This is a genomic window from Dyadobacter soli (assembly GCF_900101885.1).
In the GTDB taxonomy this organism is placed as follows: Bacteria; Bacteroidota; Bacteroidia; order Cytophagales; family Spirosomataceae; genus Dyadobacter; species Dyadobacter soli.
Window position 1 is genome coordinate 311,622 of record NZ_FNAN01000004.1, and the last position, 21,317, is coordinate 332,938.

At 50.9% G+C, this 21,317-nt stretch carries 19 protein-coding genes; 9 read left to right on the forward strand and 10 right to left on the reverse strand.

Features of this window, described 5'->3' with window-relative positions; all coding sequences use genetic code 11:
* Positions 1–18: 18 nt before the first annotated feature.
* Both BLQ88_RS07925 and BLQ88_RS07930 read right to left on the reverse strand, forming a co-directional pair.
* Complete coding sequence (locus BLQ88_RS07925) at positions 19–585, reverse strand: carboxymuconolactone decarboxylase family protein (protein WP_090148235.1); 567 nt, start codon at positions 583–585, stop codon at positions 19–21.
* 143 nt (positions 586–728) lie between these two features.
* Positions 729–1,286: a hypothetical protein gene (locus BLQ88_RS07930; protein WP_090148439.1), complete on the reverse strand. Its 558-nt coding sequence runs from the start codon at positions 1,284–1,286 to the stop codon at positions 729–731.
* Positions 1,287–1,743: 457 nt separating this feature from the next.
* Between BLQ88_RS07930 and BLQ88_RS07935 the strand changes: the two genes are divergently transcribed.
* From BLQ88_RS07935 to BLQ88_RS07950, 6 genes are all read left to right on the forward strand, one after another.
* Positions 1,744–2,172: a hypothetical protein gene (locus BLQ88_RS07935; protein WP_090148236.1), complete on the forward strand. Its 429-nt coding sequence runs from the start codon at positions 1,744–1,746 to the stop codon at positions 2,170–2,172.
* 13 nt (positions 2,173–2,185) lie between these two features.
* Positions 2,186–2,617 carry a hypothetical protein gene (locus BLQ88_RS36400; protein ID WP_143016811.1) on the forward strand — a complete coding sequence of 144 codons (432 nt, stop codon included), beginning with the start codon at positions 2,186–2,188 and terminating at the stop codon, positions 2,615–2,617.
* A gap of 12 nt (positions 2,618–2,629) precedes the next feature.
* The gene (locus BLQ88_RS36405; protein ID WP_143016812.1) at positions 2,630–3,061 is read left to right on the forward strand and encodes a hypothetical protein; all 432 of its coding nucleotides are present in this window, start codon (positions 2,630–2,632) and stop codon (positions 3,059–3,061) included.
* Between the two features lie 806 nt (positions 3,062–3,867).
* Positions 3,868–6,615 (forward strand): M4 family metallopeptidase, encoded by a 2,748-nt coding sequence (locus BLQ88_RS07940; RefSeq protein ID WP_374754754.1) that lies wholly within the window; start codon positions 3,868–3,870, stop codon positions 6,613–6,615.
* A 109-nt stretch (positions 6,616–6,724) separates the two neighbouring features.
* Positions 6,725–7,423 carry a hypothetical protein gene (locus tag BLQ88_RS07945; RefSeq protein WP_090148239.1) on the forward strand — a complete coding sequence of 233 codons (699 nt, stop codon included), beginning with the start codon at positions 6,725–6,727 and terminating at the stop codon, positions 7,421–7,423.
* A gap of 19 nt (positions 7,424–7,442) precedes the next feature.
* Complete coding sequence (locus BLQ88_RS07950) at positions 7,443–7,781, forward strand: cupin domain-containing protein (protein ID WP_090148241.1); 339 nt, start codon at positions 7,443–7,445, stop codon at positions 7,779–7,781.
* Between the two features lie 12 nt (positions 7,782–7,793).
* Here BLQ88_RS07950 and BLQ88_RS07955 read toward each other — a convergent pair whose 3' ends face one another.
* Positions 7,794–8,537: an SDR family NAD(P)-dependent oxidoreductase gene (locus BLQ88_RS07955; protein WP_090148242.1), complete on the reverse strand. Its 744-nt coding sequence runs from the start codon at positions 8,535–8,537 to the stop codon at positions 7,794–7,796.
* Between the two features lie 100 nt (positions 8,538–8,637).
* Between BLQ88_RS07955 and BLQ88_RS07960 the strand changes: the two genes are divergently transcribed.
* A complete protein-coding gene (locus tag BLQ88_RS07960) occupies positions 8,638–9,954 on the forward strand; it encodes a glycoside hydrolase family 2 TIM barrel-domain containing protein (protein WP_229212618.1) in 1,317 nt (438 codons plus the stop codon).
* Positions 9,918–12,872, forward strand: coding sequence for a glycosyltransferase family 2 protein (locus tag BLQ88_RS07965; protein WP_229212619.1), 2,955 nt, complete (start codon positions 9,918–9,920; stop codon positions 12,870–12,872). The genes BLQ88_RS07960 and BLQ88_RS07965 overlap by 37 nt, the downstream gene beginning before the upstream one ends.
* Before the next feature lie 12 nt (positions 12,873–12,884).
* On the opposite strand, the gene BLQ88_RS07970 is transcribed toward BLQ88_RS07965, so the two are convergent.
* The 6 genes from BLQ88_RS07970 to BLQ88_RS07995 all read right to left on the reverse strand — a co-directional run bounded on the left by BLQ88_RS07970 (position 12,885) and on the right by BLQ88_RS07995 (position 19,595).
* Positions 12,885–14,561 carry a glycosyl hydrolase gene (locus BLQ88_RS07970; RefSeq protein ID WP_090148247.1) on the reverse strand — a complete coding sequence of 559 codons (1,677 nt, stop codon included), beginning with the start codon at positions 14,559–14,561 and terminating at the stop codon, positions 12,885–12,887.
* A 182-nt stretch (positions 14,562–14,743) separates the two neighbouring features.
* Positions 14,744–15,205, reverse strand: coding sequence for a hypothetical protein (locus BLQ88_RS07975; RefSeq protein WP_229212620.1), 462 nt, complete (start codon positions 15,203–15,205; stop codon positions 14,744–14,746).
* Between the two features lie 84 nt (positions 15,206–15,289).
* The gene (locus tag BLQ88_RS07980) at positions 15,290–16,462 is read right to left on the reverse strand and encodes a glutathionylspermidine synthase family protein (protein WP_090148249.1); all 1,173 of its coding nucleotides are present in this window, start codon (positions 16,460–16,462) and stop codon (positions 15,290–15,292) included.
* A gap of 220 nt (positions 16,463–16,682) precedes the next feature.
* Entirely contained in the window at positions 16,683–17,294 is a 612-nt protein-coding gene (locus tag BLQ88_RS07985; protein ID WP_090148251.1) for a Cj0371 family chemotaxis-regulating polar lipoprotein, read from the reverse strand.
* Between the two features lie 182 nt (positions 17,295–17,476).
* Positions 17,477–18,763, reverse strand: a complete 1,287-nt coding sequence (locus BLQ88_RS07990; RefSeq protein WP_090148252.1) for an aminotransferase class V-fold PLP-dependent enzyme — start codon at positions 18,761–18,763, stop codon at positions 17,477–17,479.
* A 67-nt stretch (positions 18,764–18,830) separates the two neighbouring features.
* A complete protein-coding gene (locus BLQ88_RS07995) occupies positions 18,831–19,595 on the reverse strand; it encodes a M23 family metallopeptidase (RefSeq protein WP_090148254.1) in 765 nt (254 codons plus the stop codon).
* A 162-nt stretch (positions 19,596–19,757) separates the two neighbouring features.
* On the opposite strand from BLQ88_RS07995, the gene BLQ88_RS08000 reads away from it, so the two are divergent.
* The gene (locus tag BLQ88_RS08000) at positions 19,758–20,729 is read left to right on the forward strand and encodes an aldo/keto reductase (protein ID WP_090148255.1); all 972 of its coding nucleotides are present in this window, start codon (positions 19,758–19,760) and stop codon (positions 20,727–20,729) included.
* A gap of 59 nt (positions 20,730–20,788) precedes the next feature.
* Here BLQ88_RS08000 and BLQ88_RS08005 read toward each other — a convergent pair whose 3' ends face one another.
* A complete protein-coding gene (locus tag BLQ88_RS08005; protein WP_090148257.1) occupies positions 20,789–21,199 on the reverse strand; it encodes a DoxX family protein in 411 nt (136 codons plus the stop codon).
* Between the last annotated feature and the right edge of the window lie 118 nt (positions 21,200–21,317).

The following is a 21,317-nucleotide window of genomic DNA, read 5'->3' on the forward strand; positions in this document are numbered from 1 at the left end:
ATGAATGACCACTCTTGACTACACTTCCGCAACGTCCGCCTTGACCGGATACCGCACGTAACCCGTAAATGCCATCCGCTGCCCCATTTCACGATATGCCTCGTTCGCTTCCGGAGCCCAGGTACCGAGCCCGTCGACATAGCGGTTGAACATGCAGAAAGCCGCCGCGATCAGCACCGTGTCGTGGATTTCCTTGTCACCGGCTCCTTCTGCGCGGGCTGCGGCGATGTCCTCGTCCGTCACAGCTTTGCCGCTTTTCTGTACTTTGGCAGCGATATTCAGCAATGCGCGTAATTTGGGCGAGACTTCGATCTTTTGGAAACCGTCCTTAATGTCGTCGATCAGGCTCAGGTCATAACCTAAATGCGCCATCGCTGCCGAACCGTGCGAGGTATGGCAGAAATGCGTGTCATTGAGCAGCGACACATAGGAAGCGATCAGTTCGCGCTCGCCGCTTGGTAGGGGCGATTCGCCACGCAGCAGGGTTTCCGCGAGCAGTTGCAGCGGGCCAGCCGTTTCCGGCCGGAAGTGGAACAGTCCGACAATGCCGGGCAGCGATTCATCGGGTAGAGCAATATGCGCCATTTGAGGAAGAATTTCTGGGTTAGTAAATCGGTCTTTCCTCCTGTTTACGCGCACTCACAGGTGCAATCTTGCGCATACAAGTATATACCCAACGTACACACACGGACGTCCGCAATTTCAGGAAGGAATAAGAAAAAGATGAACTAGGCCAGATCTGGCGGCGGGGATGGTATGGAGTAATATTTTTCAGGCAGAACAGATCTGACGGAAAATTGCAGGGGCCCATTTTTCGATGGCTCCCATTCCAGCACGTAGAACGTATGCTGGCGACCGGCGGTCATATATTCTTTGAGGAAATGCTTTAAAACATTCGAATGGGCGTCATTCTGTGTGCCCGATGCCTGGCCCGTCACCTGGTCGTTGATTTTCGAAACGAGGTCCGAAAAGCGATCGCGGGCATTCTGATCGAACTCGCAGTGTACGTACATCGTATCGTTGATCAACTGCCGGCTTTTCATCTGGTAAAACTGGCCTTCATGCTCGATTTGCCCCTGAACGGGCTCCGGAGCGTCCCAGTCGTTCTGGTAAGGCACCGCCACCGGCACTTTGATTACAATATCCACGGAACCAGCCGCTTGCTCAACGAAATCACTTCCCGCTGCACTAATGGTATAGTGCTTTTCCGACAGGTAGACTATCGAATAGCCTACCATGTTATAAAGCAACAGCCCCAGCAGCAATATAGAAATGATCCTGCGCAATGTTGAAATATTGAAATTTTGTGCGGTTTGTACAAATGTAGGGAAACAAGTGAAAAAACCATTGGGTTGGCTTTTAAAAGTTTCAGCAATACCAGGTTCCGCCATATCTACCTGTTATCTGACTGTATACCTATATGGCAGACCGTTACTTCGTCCTTCGATTTTAACCGTCTGCTAAATGATCAGGTACCCATGCTCATTCCTTCAAAAACCGCATTGAATTATTGAAATAATACCTTGATATTATCCCAATATCGCACTCCAACACACCCATTCGGGAAAATAAAACATCAGGAAAAAGGGCAAAAATAACTGCCCTGTAAGGTTATGCCCTGCCCGGCATCTGCGCTCTTCCTCTGAGCGCGGACGTCGTCGAATAGGACGGAAGAATGGATGCAGCCCTTCCGAACCTCACGTTGTGCATCGATCAAATCTTTAACCAAACACACATTTGAACATGAAAAGAAAAATTGTCTCCTGCGCCAGCGCATTATTCTTTCTGGCCATTTTCAATTGCAAACGCGATAAGCCTGATCCTGAATGCCGGGATGCTTCGTGTTGTAATCCCTTTAACTACGATTATGTGGAGTACATCGTCGATGAGCCAGTGGCGTTGACAGGGCCTCCGTATGACGTGGTCTATTCCTTTCATTTTACTCGGAAATTCCCGACAGAAAGGCGAGAGCATTATTGGACCACTGGTGCGCTCGTCTGCGAAAAGTCTCTCATCAAGCTCGCAGGCTTTCCACCTACATACGACGCTAAGAAAGAACCCAAATCATTCCCATACAGGGTTTCTGGAAAGTTAATGGACTGGAACAGAGAGAAATACCTCGACTTGCCGATCCTCGCACTTTACATCGATAAAATCGAAAAAGTTAATTAAACCACACTTATATATGAAAAGAAAAATTGTCTCCTGTGCCAGCGCATTATTCTTTCTGGCCATTTTCAATTGCAAGCGCGATAAGCCTGATCCTGAATGCCGGGATGCTTCGTGTTGCCTTCCTTTTTTCAATGCGCATGTGGAGTACATCCAAGACGAACCTGTATCGTTAATTGGGCCACCCTATATTTCCGACTATGCTTTTCATTTTTCAAGAAAGCTCCCTAGTCGCCCCCCACGTAAAGAATATGTCTCTCACATTTCGGGCATCTGTGAAAAATCTCTTTATAAACTCGAAGGATTTCCTTTGACACATAAAAGCATAAGCGGACCAGATTCATTTCCATATCGCGTATCGGGCAAGCTTGTGGATTGGACTCAGGAAAAACTCATCGGAACACCAATCCTACATTTGTTCATAGACAAAATCGAAAAAATTAATTAAACCACACTTAACATGAAAAGAAAATTAGTCTCCTGTGCCAGCGCATTATTCTTTCTGGCCGTTTTCAATTGCAAACGCGATAAGCCTGATCCGGAGTGCCGGGATGCTTCGTGTTGCCTTCCTTTTTTCAATGCGCATGTGGAGTACATCCAAGACGAACCTGTATCGTTGACAGGCCCACCTTACTTTTCTGACTATTCTCTTAATTTTTCAAGAAAGTTTCCTAGTCGACCTCTGCGCGAGGGCTATGTCTCTGACAGATCAGGTATCTGTGAAAAATCTCTTTACAAAATCGAAGGATTTTCATTAACGCATAAAAGCAAAGCCGAGCCCGATTCATTTCCATATCGCGTGTCGGGCAAACTTGTGGATTGGACCGAGGAAAAACTTGCGGATCTACCAATCTTGACACTGTACATTGACAAAATCGAAAAAAACAATTAACACACTTGCAAAAAATGAAAACACTATTAAAATCTTCTTTCTGCGTAATACTCGCAGCGTTAGCCATCAATTGTTTGGCTCAACCAAAATACAATCCTCACTATCGGAATCACCGGGACGCCTCCTTTGATTCACTTTTCAGTAGGATGACCGACTATGGCTGGCTGTTTTTAAAAGACGACGCGGCCACAAGAATCGCACCGGATACATTTGCAGTACGATATGCTACTCAACTTGGATTATCGGAAGGATATGAACTTAGACTAGTTAGCGACATCACCGACACGACGGAAGACACCAGAATCACCATGCGGCATCAGCTTTTTCAGGTGTACTACAAAAATGTCCTAGTAGAAGGTAACGAGTTCACTCTACATTCCATTGAAAATGTATTGAAAACTGCACACGGGAAGATTGTAGCTGAACTGAATGTGGATGTGTCCGGAGGAATTGATGCAGGCGTTGCCTTGCAAGCTGCGCTGGAAAAGCAAGGACTAACACGAGAAAGTTTTGACGATGTTATACTTCCGATAGGTTCATTGATCCTTGCACGACAGGACGAGCATTTCCTTAAAGAAAGTTACCGGCTCGCCTGGGTATTCGACCTAAAATCGGAGAAGATCGAAGCACCTTACCGGGTATATGTGGACGCCAGAACCGGCAGTATCTTGAAAAACGTGCCACTATTTATGAACTGTTTCGTGAAAGTAGATGAAATAACGGCGCGACCAGAACAGCTCAAAATAGGATTGAGAACCTTGTCAAACTGGACTGCGTCAACTATGCTTCCCAATTACAATCGCTATATGAATGGCCAGCCTAATGTTATTTTCGAAACCGAGCAGGTAGGAGCCCAGTACAGGTTGAGTGCATACAATAACAAATTAAATACTCGAATCGATATCAATCATACAGGCCAATGGAATTCCAATCCTGACGTCTTCAACCCTAATAGCAACTGGGCGAATAGCAATCACAATGCTACAACCGCCCATTGGCTTGCGCAAAAAAACTACGAAATGTATCAATCATTGTTCCTAAGAAATGGGTATGACGGGAATGGGGCGTACCCAAAGGTTTTGGTTGAATGTAATTTTATGGACGCACAATGGGATGGTTCGGATATGGTTCGATTCGGGTATGCTCCCAATTCAAATAGTTTAGTCACTGCAGACATCTTCGGACATGAGCATGGTCATGCACTTATCCAAAAAATGGTCAATTTGACATATCAGGGAGAGTCAGGAGCAATAAATGAATCCATTTCAGATATTATGGGAGCCACACTCGAGTTTCACCTCTTGGGGCCAAATGGCAATTATGGAATAGCAGAGGACGCCGATCAACTAAGAAGTATGTCAAATCCTCGGCAATCCTTTTCCAACTGGGGCAATGCGGGCCATGCTCAACCGGACACCTATCTTGGCCCCGACTGGCTACCAACCAATGACCCTTCCGATAACGGCGGCGTACACCGCAACAGCGGCGTCATGAACAAATGGTATTGGTACATGCGCACGGGCGGGCCCACAGGTACGCCGCTGGATTATGCGAAACCCGCCAAGGTTGTGTACCGGGCCATGCAGTTCTACCTGCATTCCAATTCCACCTATTTCGATGCGGCAGAAGCAACGGTGCAAGGTGCGATCGATGCGTATGGTGCCTGCTCCGACATCGCGCGGCAGGCGGCGTATGCATGGACGCAGGTGGGAATTTCGTTCATTACTCCTTGTACCGACTGCAACTTTACGATCTCCACCAGCGCTTCGCCAGCCGCACCCGCGTGCGGAGCGCCGGTAACGTTGTCTGCGAACTGCTCCGGCTCTGGGTGCCCGCACATCAGCAGCCATCAATGGACAGGCAATGGCGTGGTGCAGAATGGCAAGTCCATTACCATCAATGCGCCTGCGGTACCAGGGTCGTACACATACAATATGAGTACCATTAAAAACGGTTGCATGCTGAATGTCGCACCGCTCAGTCTCACGACGCAAAACAGCTGCAACTTCAATGTCTCGGCATCGAACAGCAACGGTAACCCGGCTCCGGGTCAGGGCTTGCAGTTGCTTTACAGCTGCTCCGGAGGCGATTGTGGCGGTGTTACTTACGCGTGGAGCGGAAATGGGGCCAATGGCAGCGCATCGCCGCTCAATATCAATGCTCCCGGCGCGGCGGGCAACTATACCTACACGGTTACCGCTACCAGAAACGGGTGCGGTTCCAAAACTGCCACGACGAACATCAGCGTCGGTGGCGGAGGCGCGCTGAATGCCTGCATCGAGTCCGAAAATGCTAACGGCAACGGACCGGTAACCAGTGACCCCAATGCCTCCAACGGGCAGACGCGCGGCGCTGAAAACAATGCCAACCACTACGTCGATTATATGGTTACCGGGGTTCCTTCCAATGGGGTATATGCCGTGAAGCTCCGGTACTATTCGTCTGGCACGCCGGTTGTAAGTGTAAGTGTCAACGGCGGCGGCGGGCAGACGGTCAACCTGGCCAACTCCGGCTCGTGGAACATCGTCTGGACGGAACAATCATTTAATGTCAACCTCAGCGCAGGCACCAATACCATTAAGATCCAGGGCATCGGCGGAGGCAGTTGCCGGCAGGACAAGATTTGCGTCACCGGAGGAAGCGGCTGCAACCCGCCGAACCCACCAGCCGTGAGTGCAAATCCTTCCACCATTAACGCAGGTGCTTCCAGCTCACTCTCGGCAAGCAATTGCAACGGAACGATTACCTGGTCCAACGGCCTGGGCAATAGCAGCTCGGTGAATGTATCCCCGGGATCAACCACGGCCTATTCTGCCACGTGTACGGTGAATGGCTGTACGAGTAACCCCGCGACAGTGACCGTGACGGTAAATGGCTCGCCCAATTTCAGCCAATGCAAAGAATCTGAATTATCAGCTGGCACCGGGCCCATAACCAGTGACCCGAACGCCTCGAACGGCCAAACGCGCGGCGAGGGAAACAATGCCAATCATTATGTCGACTACCCCATTACAGGAGTGCCCACGGCCGGTACTTATTATGTGAAGCTCCGATACTATTCGTCCGCGGCTTTCTCGGTAGCCGTGCAGGTGAACGGTGGAAATGCTCAAACCATCAGCCTACCCAATTCCGGCTCGTGGAATATCGTGTGGACCGAGCAAACATTTAGTGTCAATCTCAGCGCAGGCAACAATACGATCCGTATCCAGGGAGCAGGCGGCGGAAGTTGCCGGCAGGACCGCATTTGCGTCAACAGCAATGGCAATGCCAGAATGGGTGCTGATGACCTGGAAACCAAGCCCGTCGCTGACCTTCTTATCTCACCCAATCCCAATTCTGGGGAATTCGAGGTTTCCTATTATCTGAATAAAGGAGAAAAAACCGAGCTGTCCGTGCTGGATATGCGCGGTAACGTGCATTTCAGGCAAGTGCTTTCCGGCGAGGGAATGCACCGTCAAAAGATTTCATTATCGAATGTTCCTTCCGGCACTTACCTGGTGCAGATAAAGGGAGAAAGCGGCAGTATCTCTACGCGGACCGTCATTCTAAAATAGGGAAGCTTGCCGATTCGATCCGGCTGGTGCATTGGCGCCGGCCGGTCAAAACCTGCTCGCAAGCGGGATAAATCGTAGTCTGTAAATCATTCATTTTAACTGATATGCTATGAAAACGCTACTGACAATCATTATGACCATTTATATATCCTGCCTTACCCCTGAACTGGCTGCCCAAAATACTTCCAAATGGGAGTTTGGCGTAGCCGCAGGTCTTGGGCGCACTTACTATGATCGAAATTACTACGAAGATTCCCGAAAGTTTAAAGACGACGGCGGCGGTTATATATCCCACTTTAAGTCCAACTACGTCTGGGGTACAGGGTTGTGGGTTGAAAGGCATATTAATGCAAGATTTTCCGGACTCTTACAGTTTGCCTATCATCAAACCGACATCCTGCCCGATGTTTTCAGCCAATGGTACGATTCAGGATTCTGGTACGCGCGCGAAACCCATCACCATGCACGCGCAGAAAGTGGAATACGCTGGTACATCAATCCCCGGTCGAAATTCAAGCTTTTCATAGAAGCGAAGGCAGGGATCGAAAAATTTCTGACCGTTACCGAACATCCCTTTTACGAAGAAAAACTGATCATCCGCGACGCATTCGGCTATGACCTGGTTTTGCCGGTTGCTTCGGCAACGGCCGGAATTAAATGGCGAAGGTTTGCACTGGCGGCCGATTACGGTCAAGACATTCTCGGCGCCCGGCGCGATGACCCGGAAAAATTTGGCCCCCTGCCGGAAAAAGCAGAAATTAAGACGAAGCGTATTACGGTAAAGGCTACTTTTACAATTTTCAAATAGCAATCAAATTCATCCAACAATGCCTTTCGTCAATTTTAAAACCAATAAAGTAGTCAAAATCTGGGACGGGATATATGGTACGCTCGGTCACTCGGAGCAGCAGACGTTCGGGCACTTTACGATCGATGCCGGCACGGTGCTGCCCGAGCACAGCCATTTCCACGAGCAATGGTGCCACGTGCTGGAAGGAGAGCTGGAATTTACCGTCGATGGGGAAACGATGCTGCTCACGCCGGGCATGACAGCCCACATTCCGCCGCACGCCCCGCATTCGGCGATCGCGCATACACAATGCAGGGTAATCGATTGCTTTACGCCCGCGCGCCAGGATTTTATCGAGTTGGAGAAACAGTCGTAAGCCGGACAGTCGTTAATACGTTGCCCGGCCGCCCGAGAGGTCGAACGTGAAGCCGGTAGTGAAGCTGTTTTCCGGTGAAACGATGAATGCGGCCATATTCGCAGCCTCTTCCAGCGTGCCGCAGCGTTTCATAGGAATTTTGTCGGTCATGTACTTCACCTGTGCTTCGGGCATGGCGTCCACGAGCGGTGTACGGATCACCGCCGGCGCCAGCGCATTCACGGTAATGCCCGTTTCCGCATACTCTTTCCCCTGCACTTTGGTCATTCCAAGGACGGCCGCTTTCGAAGCCGAATAGGCCAGCATACCGGCATTACCTTCCTTGCCGGCAATGGAGGCTATGTGGAGAATCCGTCCGTAGTTGGCTTGCAACATGTAAGGCAGAACAGCCTTGGCCGTGTAAAAGCTGGCCATGAAATTGATATTGAACACCTTCTGCAAATTGGCGGTATCAACTTCGTGGCTTTTGATATTAGTTGCACCGGTAATCCCGGCACAGTTGATCAAGATATCGATTTTACCAAAACGCTCCACCACGCGCGCTACTGCCTGTCCAACCCGCTGCTCGTCGGTAACATCCACGCCAATAAGCGCCTCGCGCTCTGCATTACCCACAAATTCGTCGTGCAATGCCTGCTCGTTCCAATCCAGCAATCCAATTTTCGCCCCCTCGTTCAGCAGCTTATGGGCAATAACAAGTCCCAAACCGGAAGCGGCACCCGTAATCACGGCGACCTGATCCTCGAAAGTGTTCATTTTACCAGCGTGTTTAGTGGTGGACTATTTTAGTTTTAAGTCGTTTTTGTCGTATTTTACTCTCCAATTACTCAGCCTCAGGTTACAAAACCGCCCGACCTTGTCCATCCGTATCGTCCTTCTATTGCTGTCGGTTATAACGCTTTCATTGGTGTTATCTGGCTGTATCGGCGAAAAAGATGTAGACAGGTCTGCCAAAGTGTACATAGACCACGCCGATGGCCGGTATACTATTGTGAGAAACGGAAAGCCTTTCAGCGTCCGAGGAGCAGGAGGCTATTCCCACTTTCGCGAACTCCGTGAAGCAGGCGGAAATACCTTGCGCACCTGGGATACGACCAATCTCACACAAGTCCTCGACAGCGCCCAAAAGCATGAAATTGCTGTGATTGTGGGGCTTCCGTTGCCCAACAGCGGCGATTTGGCCTTTTATAACGATCCTCAAATCACCGAAGCGCGTTACCTCGCATTCCAATCGCTTGTCAAACGGTTCAGACACCATCCTGCGGTACTGATGTGGTGCCTTGGTAATGAGCTCGATTTTCCCTATAAATGGACATACGGCGATTTTTATGAGTCATTCAATGCGCTCACAGACATGATCCACCGCGAGGACCCGAATCATCCCGTCACCACTACCATCCTGAATTTCAACCCGAAATACATTTTCAATATCCGGTTGCGCTGCAATATCGACCTGATCTCTTTCAACATTTTCAGCACCTTGCCGTTGCTGCGTAAAAACCTGGATAACCTCGCGTGGTTCTGGAAAGGCCCGTATATGCTGCTCGAATGGGGCATTAACGGTCCGTGGCAAGGAACGGAGCAGACGGCCTGGGGCGCGTACATTGAGGATACCAGTAAAAAGAAAGCCGACATATACCGGCAGCGTTACCGGCAGCACATGCCGCTGAAAGACCCGCGGTTTCTGGGCGCGTGCGTTTTCTTCTGGGGCAACAAGCAGGAAACAACCCAAACCTGGTTCAGTATTTTCGATGAAAAAGGGAATGCTTCGGAGGCAATGGGCACCATGCAGACGATCTGGAAGGGCAAATCGTCGCAGGTAATTTATCCCGAAATAAAATATATGCTGCTGAACAGCCAGGGCGCGCGCGACAACATTCTTTTGAACCCCTCAGGCCCGGCTTCTGCGGAAGTACTGCTTTTTAAGGGCCATGACCGCATCCGGTCTATCAAATGGCAACTCTTCCGGGAAGATTGGTACCGTGAGAACCGGGTTAACAGTACGCGGAAAATGACACCGCTCGCGACAACGGAAAGTAACGGCGAAAACCTGCGCCTTACATTCCCTGCTCCGAAACAGGAAGGCCCGTACCGGATTTTCGCTACGATTTACGATGATCAGGGAAATTTTGCTTCATGCAACACACCTTTTTACGTCGTAAGCCCGCCATGAAGCAAGCATTGTATGTAAAACCGCCCACCCGCAAGCAACTGCTCATGCTGCGGCTGATGATCTTCTTCGGGTTGATCTCGATGGGATTTTTCCTGTCCAGCATCCTGTCGGAGAAAGTCAGAGGCTATGCGCCATTGTATTGGATGCTCGTGGTGACGTTTGTTTTTACCTGCCTGAAAGTGCTGCATGAATGGTACCATTACCTGTTCATCACGGTACCGCCCACGCCGTCACTGACGAAGCGGTATACCGTCGACATTTTCACTACCTTCTGCGCTGGTGAACCGTATGAAATGATCGTCGAAACGCTGACGGCGATCCAGGCCATTACCTACCCGCACGAAACTTACCTGTGCGACGAAGCCGACGATCCTTACCTGCGCGATGTGTGCGCACGCCTGGGCGTACATCATGTGACGCGCACGGAAAAGCGGAATGCGAAAGCGGGGAACATCAATAATGCATTGGGTATTTCAAAAGGCGAACTCTGCGTGGTCCTCGACCCCGACCACGTTCCCTTCCCCGATTTTCTGGACCCCATCGTCTCGCATTTCGACAACCCGGAAATCGGTTATGTGCAAATTGTGCAGGCCTATAAAAACCACGACGAGGGGCTGATCGCCAAAGGGGCCGCCCAGCAGACATACCAGTTTTACGGCCCGATGATGATGACCATGAACCATTACGGGACCGTGCTGGCGATCGGCGCGAACTGCACGTTCCGGCGCACGGCGCTGGAATCTATCGGCGGACATGCAGCGGGGCTGGCCGAAGATATGCATACTTCGATGCAGCTGCATGCGAAGGGCTGGAAATCCGTATATGTACCGGCGGTACTCGCGCGCGGGCTGGTACCTTCGACGCTTTCGGCCTATTTCAAACAACAGCTGAAATGGTCGCGCGGGGTGTTTGACCTCTTTGTGCATGTGTATCCGAAGCTTTTCTCCCAATTCACATGGAGCCAGCGCATTCATTACGGCATCATACCCCTGCATTATCTGTCGGGGTTTATTTTCCTGATCAACTTCCTCATTCCCATTCTCGCGCTCGTGCTCGACGTAAGCCCGATGCATTTCGACCTTACCGATTTCCTGCTGGTGATATTACCGATGGTTTCTTGCATTGTGCTCATCCGCCATTTTGTCCAATGGTGGGTCATGGAGGACGAAGAGCGGGGCTTTCATGTGGTGGGCGGGCTGCTTATGATCGGAACGTGGTGGATATTCATTCTGGGCATTCTGTACACGATTTCCGGTAAAAAGATCCCTTATGTGCCTACCCCGAAGGATGGAAATGAAGCCAACAACTGGCCGCTGAATGTGCCTAACCTGGCTGTCTTAGCCCTCTCGCTGCTGGCCATTGCTTACGGTTTATACCAGGATCTGAACCCTTACAACCTTATCATGGCTGGTTTTGCCGGGTTGAACTGCTTTTTCATGTGCTTCAATATCGCTGCAAGCCGGCAGCAGCAAATCCGCGGGTTTTCGACCACTTCGCCTTTTCTGCGTACCGCGTTTGCCGCCATCAAGGAGTTGAAAGGTAACTTCTGGATCCTGCGTCGGCGCATTTACAGTGGTGTAAGGACGTCCGCATTCCTGATCACCGTGCTCGTTATCAGCGTCATCATTTACTTCCGGCGTTTCAATCCCCAACTTGAATATAACCTGGCCGCCGCCAGCGAAAACCAGGCATATGCGCTCAGTCTCACGAAGCGAAAGCCCCTGCGGCATCCCGATGTTCCCGCACTCTTCCGCGTGATGGGTGTGCGCGAGCCGGATACCAGTGCCGCACGCAAGCGAGCCGTGTTTTTCCAGGGTACTCGCGGAGTGAATTATACCAAAGGACACAACTGGTCGCGACGATACCCTGCATTTACCAAGCACGAACTGGAAGCCGACCTTGCAAAAATGCGACGGACGGGCATTAATGCGATCCGACATTTCGGCCCCGGCATTTATGACTACAATATCCTCCGCGCGACCGCACGGGCCGGCATCCGGGTCCATTACACTTTCTGGGTGCCCGAGACGGTTGACTTCCTGAACGATCAAAGCAGCGCCGATGAGCTTGCAGGCGAAATACTCGCAACGGTAAGCAAACTGCAATACCAGAAACATATCGTATCCTGGAACCTTGGCAATGCCGCTATCCAGCGCCACCGACGTTCCGAGCGCACGGCGGAGCAAAAGCAGTATCTGATTTGGTTAAAAAAAATCAGTGAGGCTATCAGAAGGATCGATCGCTCCCGCCCGGTGACGGTGGACCTCGAACTGAATGCGGAAACGCCAAACCTCGCCTACCTGATCAGGCAGGTGGCGCCGGCGATCGACGCATTTGGATTGGTACTGTCGGATTATGAAAGAAGACCCGACGAGGGAATTCTCCGCAAACTGGCCGCCCCGTTCTATTTCAGCTACATCGGCGCAAATGCGTTTGCGGATAGCGGGGAAAGGCGGGCAGGAATGTTTATTTCCAATTGGCAGGACGAAAAGATATTCGAGCACGTCAGTTTCGATGGCCTACGCGATTATGCCGGACGACCGAAATATTCGCTGCAATTGCTGGAATCGGTATGGGCTGCCGGGAATGCTCCCATTGCCGGAACACGTTATAAAATCCTGAAACCAGCCCTGGGTACTTTCGAAGGAGCTTCGATGGATTACTACGCGATCGCCCGGACCAATGGCCAGTGGAAGGTACTCGGCACGCCTCAGAACGGGATACAGTTTGAATGGAAGCTTGTCCGAACGGATGGTTTTGACAATCCGGTGGAGATGACGGATATCGGAAGCGGAACCCGGCTGACTTTAACCGTTCCTAAACATCCGTCGCTTTATCGGCTCTACTTGTACGTGATCGAGCAGGGAACGGTGAGGGAAATCATCGAATCGCAACTGAATACGCCCCTTACGCCATAATTGCGTTCCGCGTCACAACGCGTCTTCCAATGCAGCTACAAAACGATTCAGGGACGACCGGCTGATTCCCCAGTCCGGTGCCGGAATATCGCCCCAAACTTCCGGGTTATCGGCAAGGTTGAAATAACATGCTCCAACCACTTCCTTATGAGCCGCCAGCACGTGAGCGGCCTTCTCCAACCACGCCGACTGGAAATCTTCCGGGCCTTTCACACCAAATTCTGTGATAAAAATCGGCTTTGAGGCCAGGCGCATTCGCCAGGCTTTGCGGTTGAATATCGTTTCGAAAGACTCCTGCTTGGTAGGGTCGGTAATGTTCTTGTCGGGCAAGCCGTAAATGGCAATACTGATAAAGTCGACAACATCACTGCCGGGATACCATTCCATCGATCCTCTGTCGCCCGCCGGGCCCCATACTTTTCTTACATTCCGGATCCCTTTTCCCAGTTCCATGAAATGCCGGAATGCCTGGATATACAAAACCGGGTCCTGGCTTTGCCATGAATACCGGTGAATCGGGATTTCCATTTCATGCGCAAAACGCACATACACGGGAAGGTTCGTTTTGGATATTGTATTAAAAAGTGATTTAAACTCGTCGTCATAGATGCCGGAAACTGTATTCCGCAGTACCGACGAATCTTTCCTGACCTTTCCATCCCGCCACGGCTCCACCGTCACGATTGCCTGGTGTCCGCGCCGCACAATCGCTTCGAAATCCTTTGCAAAACCGCCGGTTTGTATATTTTCGAGATCCACAAATAAATGCTCTACATGAATGGACTTGGAACCGGTCAATGCCAGTTTAGGATCATACACGCCCAAAAGCGGTAATGCATTCGCGGCACGTCCCGCCGGTTGGTTAATGCTGTATTGCTGAAAAATCCAGCCGGAATCCCGTTTAATGTCCGCTACCGCTGCTTTCAAATCGGGCAACAGTGTATTCACCGCGCTGTCGCCTCCGGAAGCAAATACCCAAACCGGTTTGTCGATAAACCGCGTCCGTATCAGCTTTCGGCGCAGTGCGGTCCGTTGATCGGGGTCGCTCGGGTAAGCCGTCGCAGCGAGTTCACTCTGTCCGTTCATAGAAATCCCGATCGCATCGACCACGTCATCGCCCGGCCAATATTCGTCCGTTCCCGGATAGCCCGCGGGCGACCACATGATTTGCAGCTCCGGCCTCGCATTCTTGCAAAACTTCGCCACGTGCCTGAATGCCTCGATATAGTCCGCCGGTGATTGGTATTGCCACGAATGGCGCTGCACAGGCACCTCCATATCCGGGTCCCAGCGCAGGTAAATACGCTTCGCATCAGGCAGCGCTTCACAGAGCGACCTCAGGGCGTCGTCAAATGTACCTTCGGTTACCATGCCCAGCGCCCCGTCCTGCCCGGCAACAACTGTGAGCAGCAAATCCTTATCGCCGGCAAGGCCTCTCAATGCGCCATTGAATGCGCCGTCCGCAATATTGGGATAAAGTTGTAGGGAAATGTGTTGCAGACGCGGGGTAGTCACACCTAATGAATCGGCCCGGTTAATATACCCGACCGGCTGCTCGGCGAAAGCTGCATTCAGGACATCCGTAGCATATCCCGCCGATTTTGAAAGCGGAGAAAACCTTTTGACATAAAACACAATTGCCCCAACCAATACCAGCCCTGCGATCAGTAAAACGCCTTTTAGCTTCATAAAAACCCCTGAAAAGAATGCTGCGGCTCAAATTAGCAAATTCATGGAGCTTTTCGATTGGGATGGGTATATATAAAAAGGAACCGGGCAATGATCAGACTTTGCAGTCCGACCACGCCCGGCTTCAGTGTGTGTTATATCTATCTACCTAACTCAGTGCCTGATGTAAAAATTAACTGTTGCTAAACCAGCTCGCTTTCGTATTGAAACCCGATATGTGTTGGGGGATAGCTGAGAATGCGGTTAAATTCGGTGATGACCTGGTTGATCTGACGCTGTGTGATTCCACTGTATTCCATCAGAAGCATTTTGGCCTGTTGTGCGCTGGACCGCTTCATTTTCCAGTATTGCGGGTGATTAACTCCGATAGGTGTGCGAAAGTATTTTTCTTTGGGTTCGCGGATCAGAATCTCGCAGTCCGTGTCGCGCTGAGGATTGTCGTGGAGGAAGTAACTTTTAACAACGACTTTAACCTCCCTGCCGCTTTTTAATTGGAAAATTTTCTCGTGAATCATGACTTGTCTGTTAAGAATTAAGGGATCGATGAATATGCTGGACTGCTGACGAAGTTTCCGGCGTTCCTTAAAACTTTCATACCAGCAGCGCTTTAAAACTTGCACAAACTTCGCTGCTGGCATGGACATTTCCGTAAATTGATTAGTAAACGGTCGATTCGATGAGCGATCGGTAACAACCTGATTAATAGGCAAGTAAATTTACGTATTGCATTAGTCAACTACGTGCCCCACAAATTGCGCGGTGTTGTCCAAAATCTTCCCGCCCCGCCTGAATCCCAGCCCGCATGCCTCGCCCGCGTAGAACACGCCGGCCTGATAGGTATGGTTTTCCACGTCGGTCGCGAGCGTGACGTACTCCTGGTAAATCCGCGGCTGATCATCGTATTCGCCCGAAACGGTTTCGAGCGCCTCGCCGCTTTCGTCGTGAATGGTGACGTTTGCCCCCTCGCGCCCCAAAAGCACCTTACTTACCGATTTTTTGTGCGGCAGCGCAACATTGTCCGTTTGTAGCAGCAATGGATGATATGGGTAAAGGTCCCACAGAATTTTCAGGATGTATTTTGATTGGAATAACAAAGTATAAGCAGGGTTCAGGATTACCGCCTTCCTGTTCTTCACAATCTCCGTTAGCATGGCGGCCAGTTCCGGTTCGTCGGCGCCAATGTGCTCCCAGGGCGCCAGCTTGAACCAGAAATCAAACCGGACGAAATGCCCGTGCTCCGGCTCCTGGTAGAAGATGCCCTCGCCATTTGAAAACTCGACGTCGTCGATATAGGCGAATTCGACGTCGAAACCCGCTTCTTTTGCGGCTTCCATCAGCACGGCCACATTCGTATCGTCTTCCGGATAGTCACGCATAGCCGAAAACAGCATTGAAGGCGTCAGGTCACTATTTTCCTCCTTTAAGTAACCAAATTGACCTACCAGCGTTTCATACAGCGTATTGAACTGCTTCGACTCGTCCATGCCGTTCATGCGTAAATGCGCCCATTGCACGACGGCCGTTTCGGGAATGCACGTAGCCGTATCCGCATTAAATTCGATCAACTTGACCGGCTCTTCATCAAACCCGCCGGCCAGGTCGAAACGGCCATACAAATGGATTTGCCTATCGTCGTTCCAGGAATGCCTGATCAGCTCAATCAGGTTTTCAGGAATACCCATTTCCCGGAAAAGGTTTTGATCGATCGCATATTGCCCCGCCTCGACCAGCATATCATATAATGTACCCGCAGCCTCGTAGTAGCTTTCAGCCTGCTGCTCAGTCACGACTACCATATCATTCACGACATAAGGAGCCGTATCGGTACCAAGCGCCCAGTCCCAGCCGGCTTTCTGCAACGCAGCCTGCGGCGGATTGGAGAGTGATTTCAGGTTTACCATTGTTGGAGTTTAATGTTTATGAGTTTAGGAGTTCAGGAGTTTATGAGTTCGGGAGTTCGGGAGTTAATAGTTAAAGAGTTCAGTAGCTGAAAGTTAAAGAGTTAAGAGGTGTGCGTTCAAGAGTCAGGACCAGCTTATGCATCTTAAACTCATCAACTTTAAACTCATAAACTTTGCGCTCATAAACCTTAAACTCATCCACTTTAAACGCATCAACTCCTTACCCGCCGCTACGCCCAGACGATCTTCCGAAAAAGCCTTTACGGCCTCCGGCGGGCCTTGTTGTGACTGTCCGTACTGAGCGGGAAGTTTCCACGCCGAGCGCTGCGCTGCGTGAGCTGGCATACGCGCCCGGGTTGGCATAGAACGACCGGCTCTGTTCCGGGTTCATTCTGCCGCGGTAGTTGTTCATGTAGGAATAGGAAGAGTTGCGGCCGAGCAGATAGCCCATTCCGCCGTATAGCAGCATGCTCGACAGCCCGCTATGGTAGCCCATATGCGGATTCGAACGGATTTCCTGGTCGATCAGCGCCTTGGCGGCCATCGGGTTCAGCGTGTCTTTATGGCCGTCGAGGTAGGAAACTATGGCCATGGAGCTGTCGGTCGGGACATTTTCTTCGCTGATGATCTTGAACTCGCCCGGGCTTACCTCCTTGATATGCGACCGGATTCCTTTGCCGTAACTCGTTTCTTCATAACTATATTCCGATTCATCATCATTCGATGAACAGGAAACGAGCGCGGTGCCGGAAAGCAGCGCCAGCGCCAATGCACCGCCCATGCTGATATCTTTTACCTTCCTGATAAAAGAACCCTTTCGTAACTCTGTCATAATGTTGATTTTCTATTGAGGATTTTTCAAAAATAATGCATGAGAACCGCCGCATACGCTTGATTCGTGCCAATGGCTGTTCCGATGGATGTCTTAACCTGTGGACTTACAGGCGGTAAAAAAATTGAGCATAACCGGCAGCTAACCCAGCTATGCTCAATGTACATTAACCATTAAAAATATCAGGCCTTTTTCGCGATTTTCTCGATAGCGCCGACCAGCTTGTCCAGGTCGGTTGTTTTCGTGTACACATGCGGCGTCACCCGCACGCAATGGATATTCTCCCAATTGATGCCCACGGTATGGATCTGATAATCCTTCATCAGCTTGCCGTCCAGCTCCTCAGGCTTCATTCCTTCAATGCTTACACCGGCAATGGCGCAGGAAAATTCGGGTTTCAGCGAAGTGTGAATTTTCACACCAGGGATTTGCGCGGCTTTTTCGGCCCAGTATTTTTTGAGATAATGAATGCGGTCCTGCTTCCGTTTGCTGCCGATGCCTTCCTGGAAATTGATTGCTTCGCCAATCGCCTGCTCGATCGGGAAACTGCGCGTGCCGAGCGTTTCGAATTTGCGGATATTGCCGCTTTTCGGCTCGCTGTTACAGAGCAGCGGCCATATTTTCTCGATTTTATCTTTTTTGATCCACATCATGCCACTGCCCACCGGCGCGCTCAGGAACTTGTGCAGGCTGGTACCGAAGTAGTCGCATTCCAGATCGGGGATTTTGTAATCCAGTAAACCAAACGTATGCGCTCCGTCACAAACCACCTCGATACCCTTGGCGTGCGCCATTTGGGCGATCTTTTTCACAGGCATAATCTGCCCTACCCAATTGATAATGTGGGTAACGTGAATGATTTTCGTCCTCGGCGTGATCGCATCCGCGTAAGCCTTGACGATCTGTTCGTCGTTTTCAATGGGGAAATCGAAGGAAAGCTGTTTGTAAACCAGGCCATCGCGCATCTGGCGCTGCTTCCAGGCCTGCACCATATTCGGGTAATCCTGCAAGGTGCCGATGATTTCGTCGCCTTTTTCGAGCGGCAACCCGAAAATGATGGTATTCAATGCTTCGGTAGCATTACGATTGATCGCGATTTCCTCGGCATCGGTGCCCGCGAGTTTGGCCAGGCGCTGCCGGAGCGGCTCACGGCCTTTGTCCATAATGCGCCACATATAATAGGATGGCCCCTGCGCGGCAGCTTTGTTGTATTTGTCCAAAGCCTCCTGCACGACGGTCGGCGAAGGAGAAACGCCGCCATTGTTGAGGATAATGATTTCGCTCTTGCTGGCCGTGTAGGCGTCCTGGATCACCGACCAGTATTCCTCATTGCTTTCGCTCGCGGGGTTCCAGAGTTGTTCTGCTTCCAGGAATTGCCCGGCGTGGAGCTGATTGAAAAGGCTGTTGATCCCGAAAGCACCCATACCAAGGGCGGCACTCTTCCGGAAAAAAGAACGGCGGTTGTTCATAAAATTTTGTTTAAGGAATAGTAATGGAGTGAAGTACAATATATTGGATATCTACTTCAAATCCCAATTATTCAGCCCCTAAACCGTCTTTCACAGTTGCTTCTTTCAGCCAGTCGTAGGTATTGGCAGGCATCGGCAGGCCGTCGACATCGAGTTGCAGGAACATCAAATGCAGATGCGTCGGCGAGCGCTTTTGATAGGCATTATAACCCGAGCGGCCCATTTCCGAAATCTTGTCGCCCGCATTCACCCATTGGCCGGGTTGCACTTCCACGATGTTGTTGTGGGCATAGTAGAAAAGGCCGTCGAGGCAGGGATCATAAATCCAGATCCAGTTGCCGCCGCGGTACTCGCTGTCGTATTTCCAGCTGGTTTCCGTCGCCAGCACGATGCCGGAAGTGAATGCAAGCACATCGATCGGCTGCCAGGTGCGGTCGTCGAGCACGTCCTGGTCCTTATCGCGCACAAAAAGGTCCTGGGCGGGATGGCTGCCGGAGACGCTGCTGTCGAAAAGGTCGAAACCATTGGGCCGGTAGCCGCGACCGCGCGACCCGATTGATTCTCGTGCGGCATAACCTTTCACCGGATAAACGAAGTAGGAAGAGTCGATAGACCGGCAGGTATCCCGTCTGAACTCGGCGCGGAGGCCACGCATTACCGCACCGAATGCCGAGCGGGCCGAATCGGGAGAAATCACATTATCGCGGATATCGATCTGGATTTGATGGAAAGCTGCGCAGTATTCTGCAATTTTATCGGAAGATTCGCTCTGGTTTGTCAAACCAGCCATACAGATCACCAACACAATCCCGGCAATTCGCTTAAATGTCATCAACAATGCGTTAATCAAACCCTTTATTTTCACTTAAAACCCGATTTTTGAGGAACGATAGCAAGAAGGCTCACTAATAAAAAAGTTTTGCAAAGGTACCCGTTCTATGGTAAATAAATGCAGACAAGTTGTTTATAGGTCAAACACTAAAATCAGATTACAATGCAAAAACGTCGTTTTGGACGCACTGGCTGGGAAATCAGCGAAGTAGGTTATGGAATGTGGGGACTGGCGGGCTGGACGGGCTCCGACCGCAAGGAAACGGACGACTCCCTGAACCTGGCCGTCGAATCGGGTGTCAATTTCTTTGATACGGCCTGGGGCTACGGTGAAGGCCTCAGCGAGCGTATCCTCGGCGAGCTGATCAAGCGTTATCCCGACCGCAAGATTTACGCTGCCACCAAAATTCCACCTAAAAACCGCCAATGGCCATCGCGCCCTGAATTTGCGTTGAAAGACGTTTTTCCGGCCGATTACATTGTCAAATACACCGAAAAAAGTCTTCAAAACCTCGGTACCGAGCAGATAGACCTGCTGCAATTCCACGTTTGGGAAGATGCCTGGGCCGAAGAGGACGAATGGAAAGAGGCCATTCAGAAACTGACGAAAGAAGGAAAAGTAGGTGCCTGGGGCATCAGTATCAACCGCTGGGAGCCGGATAACGCATTGAAAACGCTCGAAACCGGCCTGATCGACGCGGTGCAGGTGATTTACAACATTTTCGATCAGGCGCCGGAGGATAATCTATTCCCCCTTTGCCGGAAGCTGGACATCGGCGTGATCGCCCGCGTGCCTTTCGATGAAGGTACATTAACAGGTACATTGACCAAAGAAACCACTTTCCCGGCCGACGACTGGCGCTCGACCTATTTCGTCCCCGAAAACCTGAATGCAAGTGTAGACCACGCCGAAGCATTGCGCGCCGACATTCCCGCAGGTATGACGATGGCCGAACTCGCATTGCGTTTCATCCTCAACAACCCCGACGTGCACACGACGATCCCGGGTATGCGCAGGCTTCAAAACGTACGCGCGAACGTGGCCGTGAGCGACGGCGTGCAGCTCGACGCCGCGGTGGCCGAGCAAATGAAAGCCCACCGCTGGGACCGACAGCCTACTAAATGGTCGCAATAGCGATAAAAACGAAATGCCTTCCGTCACCGGAAGGCATTTTTTTTGAATAATGTAAAATTTTAGCGGAACAACTTCGCATCGACCGAGAACCGCCCCGGCCCGGTAAGGAACAATGCCATGTAGGCGAAAAGGAAAAGCAGCCCATGCTCCTTCTTGTCGAGCGGATCGGGGCCGTGCACGATGAATATCACGACTACCATCGTGAAAATGAGTGCCAGTAATGCCGCCCGTGAGCCGAGGCCCAAAATCAGCAGGATAGAACAGCCGAATTCGGCTACGATGGTGAGCACATAGGAAGCCTCCTCGCCGATTCCGATCGGATCGGCAAAGGAATGATCGCCTCCCAGGAAGTTGGTCAGCTTCGCGTACCCGTGTGTGAGCATCATCCAGGAGATGCCTACGCGCAGGATCAGCACTGCCCAGTCCACCGGAGCGGGCAGTTTAATGGGTTTCAAAAATCTTTTCAGCATAGTGGGTTAAATTGATTACTGGCGCAATATGCAATCACAGTAGCGTTAACCAACCTCCTCCCGAAGATAGTTTCCACATCAACGATCAAATGTGACCGAATTTTTAATTTTTATATAT

What these genes read in the sequence shown, in the direction of transcription:
- BLQ88_RS07925 (WP_090148235.1), bottom strand. Translation starts at nt 585, where the DNA reads ATGGCGCATATTGCTCTACCCGATGAATCGCTGCCCGGCATTGTCGGA.
- BLQ88_RS07935 (WP_090148236.1), top strand. Translation starts at nt 1,744, where the DNA reads ATGAAAAGAAAAATTGTCTCCTGCGCCAGCGCATTATTCTTTCTGGCC.
- BLQ88_RS36400 (WP_143016811.1), top strand. Translation starts at nt 2,186, where the DNA reads ATGAAAAGAAAAATTGTCTCCTGTGCCAGCGCATTATTCTTTCTGGCC.
- BLQ88_RS36405 (WP_143016812.1), top strand. Translation starts at nt 2,630, where the DNA reads ATGAAAAGAAAATTAGTCTCCTGTGCCAGCGCATTATTCTTTCTGGCC.
- BLQ88_RS07940 (WP_374754754.1), top strand. Translation starts at nt 3,868, where the DNA reads ATGAATGGCCAGCCTAATGTTATTTTCGAAACCGAGCAGGTAGGAGCC.
- BLQ88_RS07945 (WP_090148239.1), top strand. Translation starts at nt 6,725, where the DNA reads ATGAAAACGCTACTGACAATCATTATGACCATTTATATATCCTGCCTT.
- BLQ88_RS07950 (WP_090148241.1), top strand. Translation starts at nt 7,443, where the DNA reads ATGCCTTTCGTCAATTTTAAAACCAATAAAGTAGTCAAAATCTGGGAC.
- BLQ88_RS07955 (WP_090148242.1), bottom strand. Translation starts at nt 8,537, where the DNA reads ATGAACACTTTCGAGGATCAGGTCGCCGTGATTACGGGTGCCGCTTCC.
- BLQ88_RS07965 (WP_229212619.1), top strand. Translation starts at nt 9,918, where the DNA reads ATGCAACACACCTTTTTACGTCGTAAGCCCGCCATGAAGCAAGCATTG.
- BLQ88_RS07970 (WP_090148247.1), bottom strand. Translation starts at nt 14,561, where the DNA reads ATGAAGCTAAAAGGCGTTTTACTGATCGCAGGGCTGGTATTGGTTGGG.
- BLQ88_RS07975 (WP_229212620.1), bottom strand. Translation starts at nt 15,205, where the DNA reads ATGTCCATGCCAGCAGCGAAGTTTGTGCAAGTTTTAAAGCGCTGCTGG.
- BLQ88_RS07980 (WP_090148249.1), bottom strand. Translation starts at nt 16,462, where the DNA reads ATGGTAAACCTGAAATCACTCTCCAATCCGCCGCAGGCTGCGTTGCAG.
- BLQ88_RS07985 (WP_090148251.1), bottom strand. Translation starts at nt 17,294, where the DNA reads ATGACAGAGTTACGAAAGGGTTCTTTTATCAGGAAGGTAAAAGATATC.
- BLQ88_RS07990 (WP_090148252.1), bottom strand. Translation starts at nt 18,763, where the DNA reads ATGAACAACCGCCGTTCTTTTTTCCGGAAGAGTGCCGCCCTTGGTATG.
- BLQ88_RS07995 (WP_090148254.1), bottom strand. Translation starts at nt 19,595, where the DNA reads ATGACATTTAAGCGAATTGCCGGGATTGTGTTGGTGATCTGTATGGCT.
- BLQ88_RS08000 (WP_090148255.1), top strand. Translation starts at nt 19,758, where the DNA reads ATGCAAAAACGTCGTTTTGGACGCACTGGCTGGGAAATCAGCGAAGTA.
- BLQ88_RS08005 (WP_090148257.1), bottom strand. Translation starts at nt 21,199, where the DNA reads ATGCTGAAAAGATTTTTGAAACCCATTAAACTGCCCGCTCCGGTGGAC.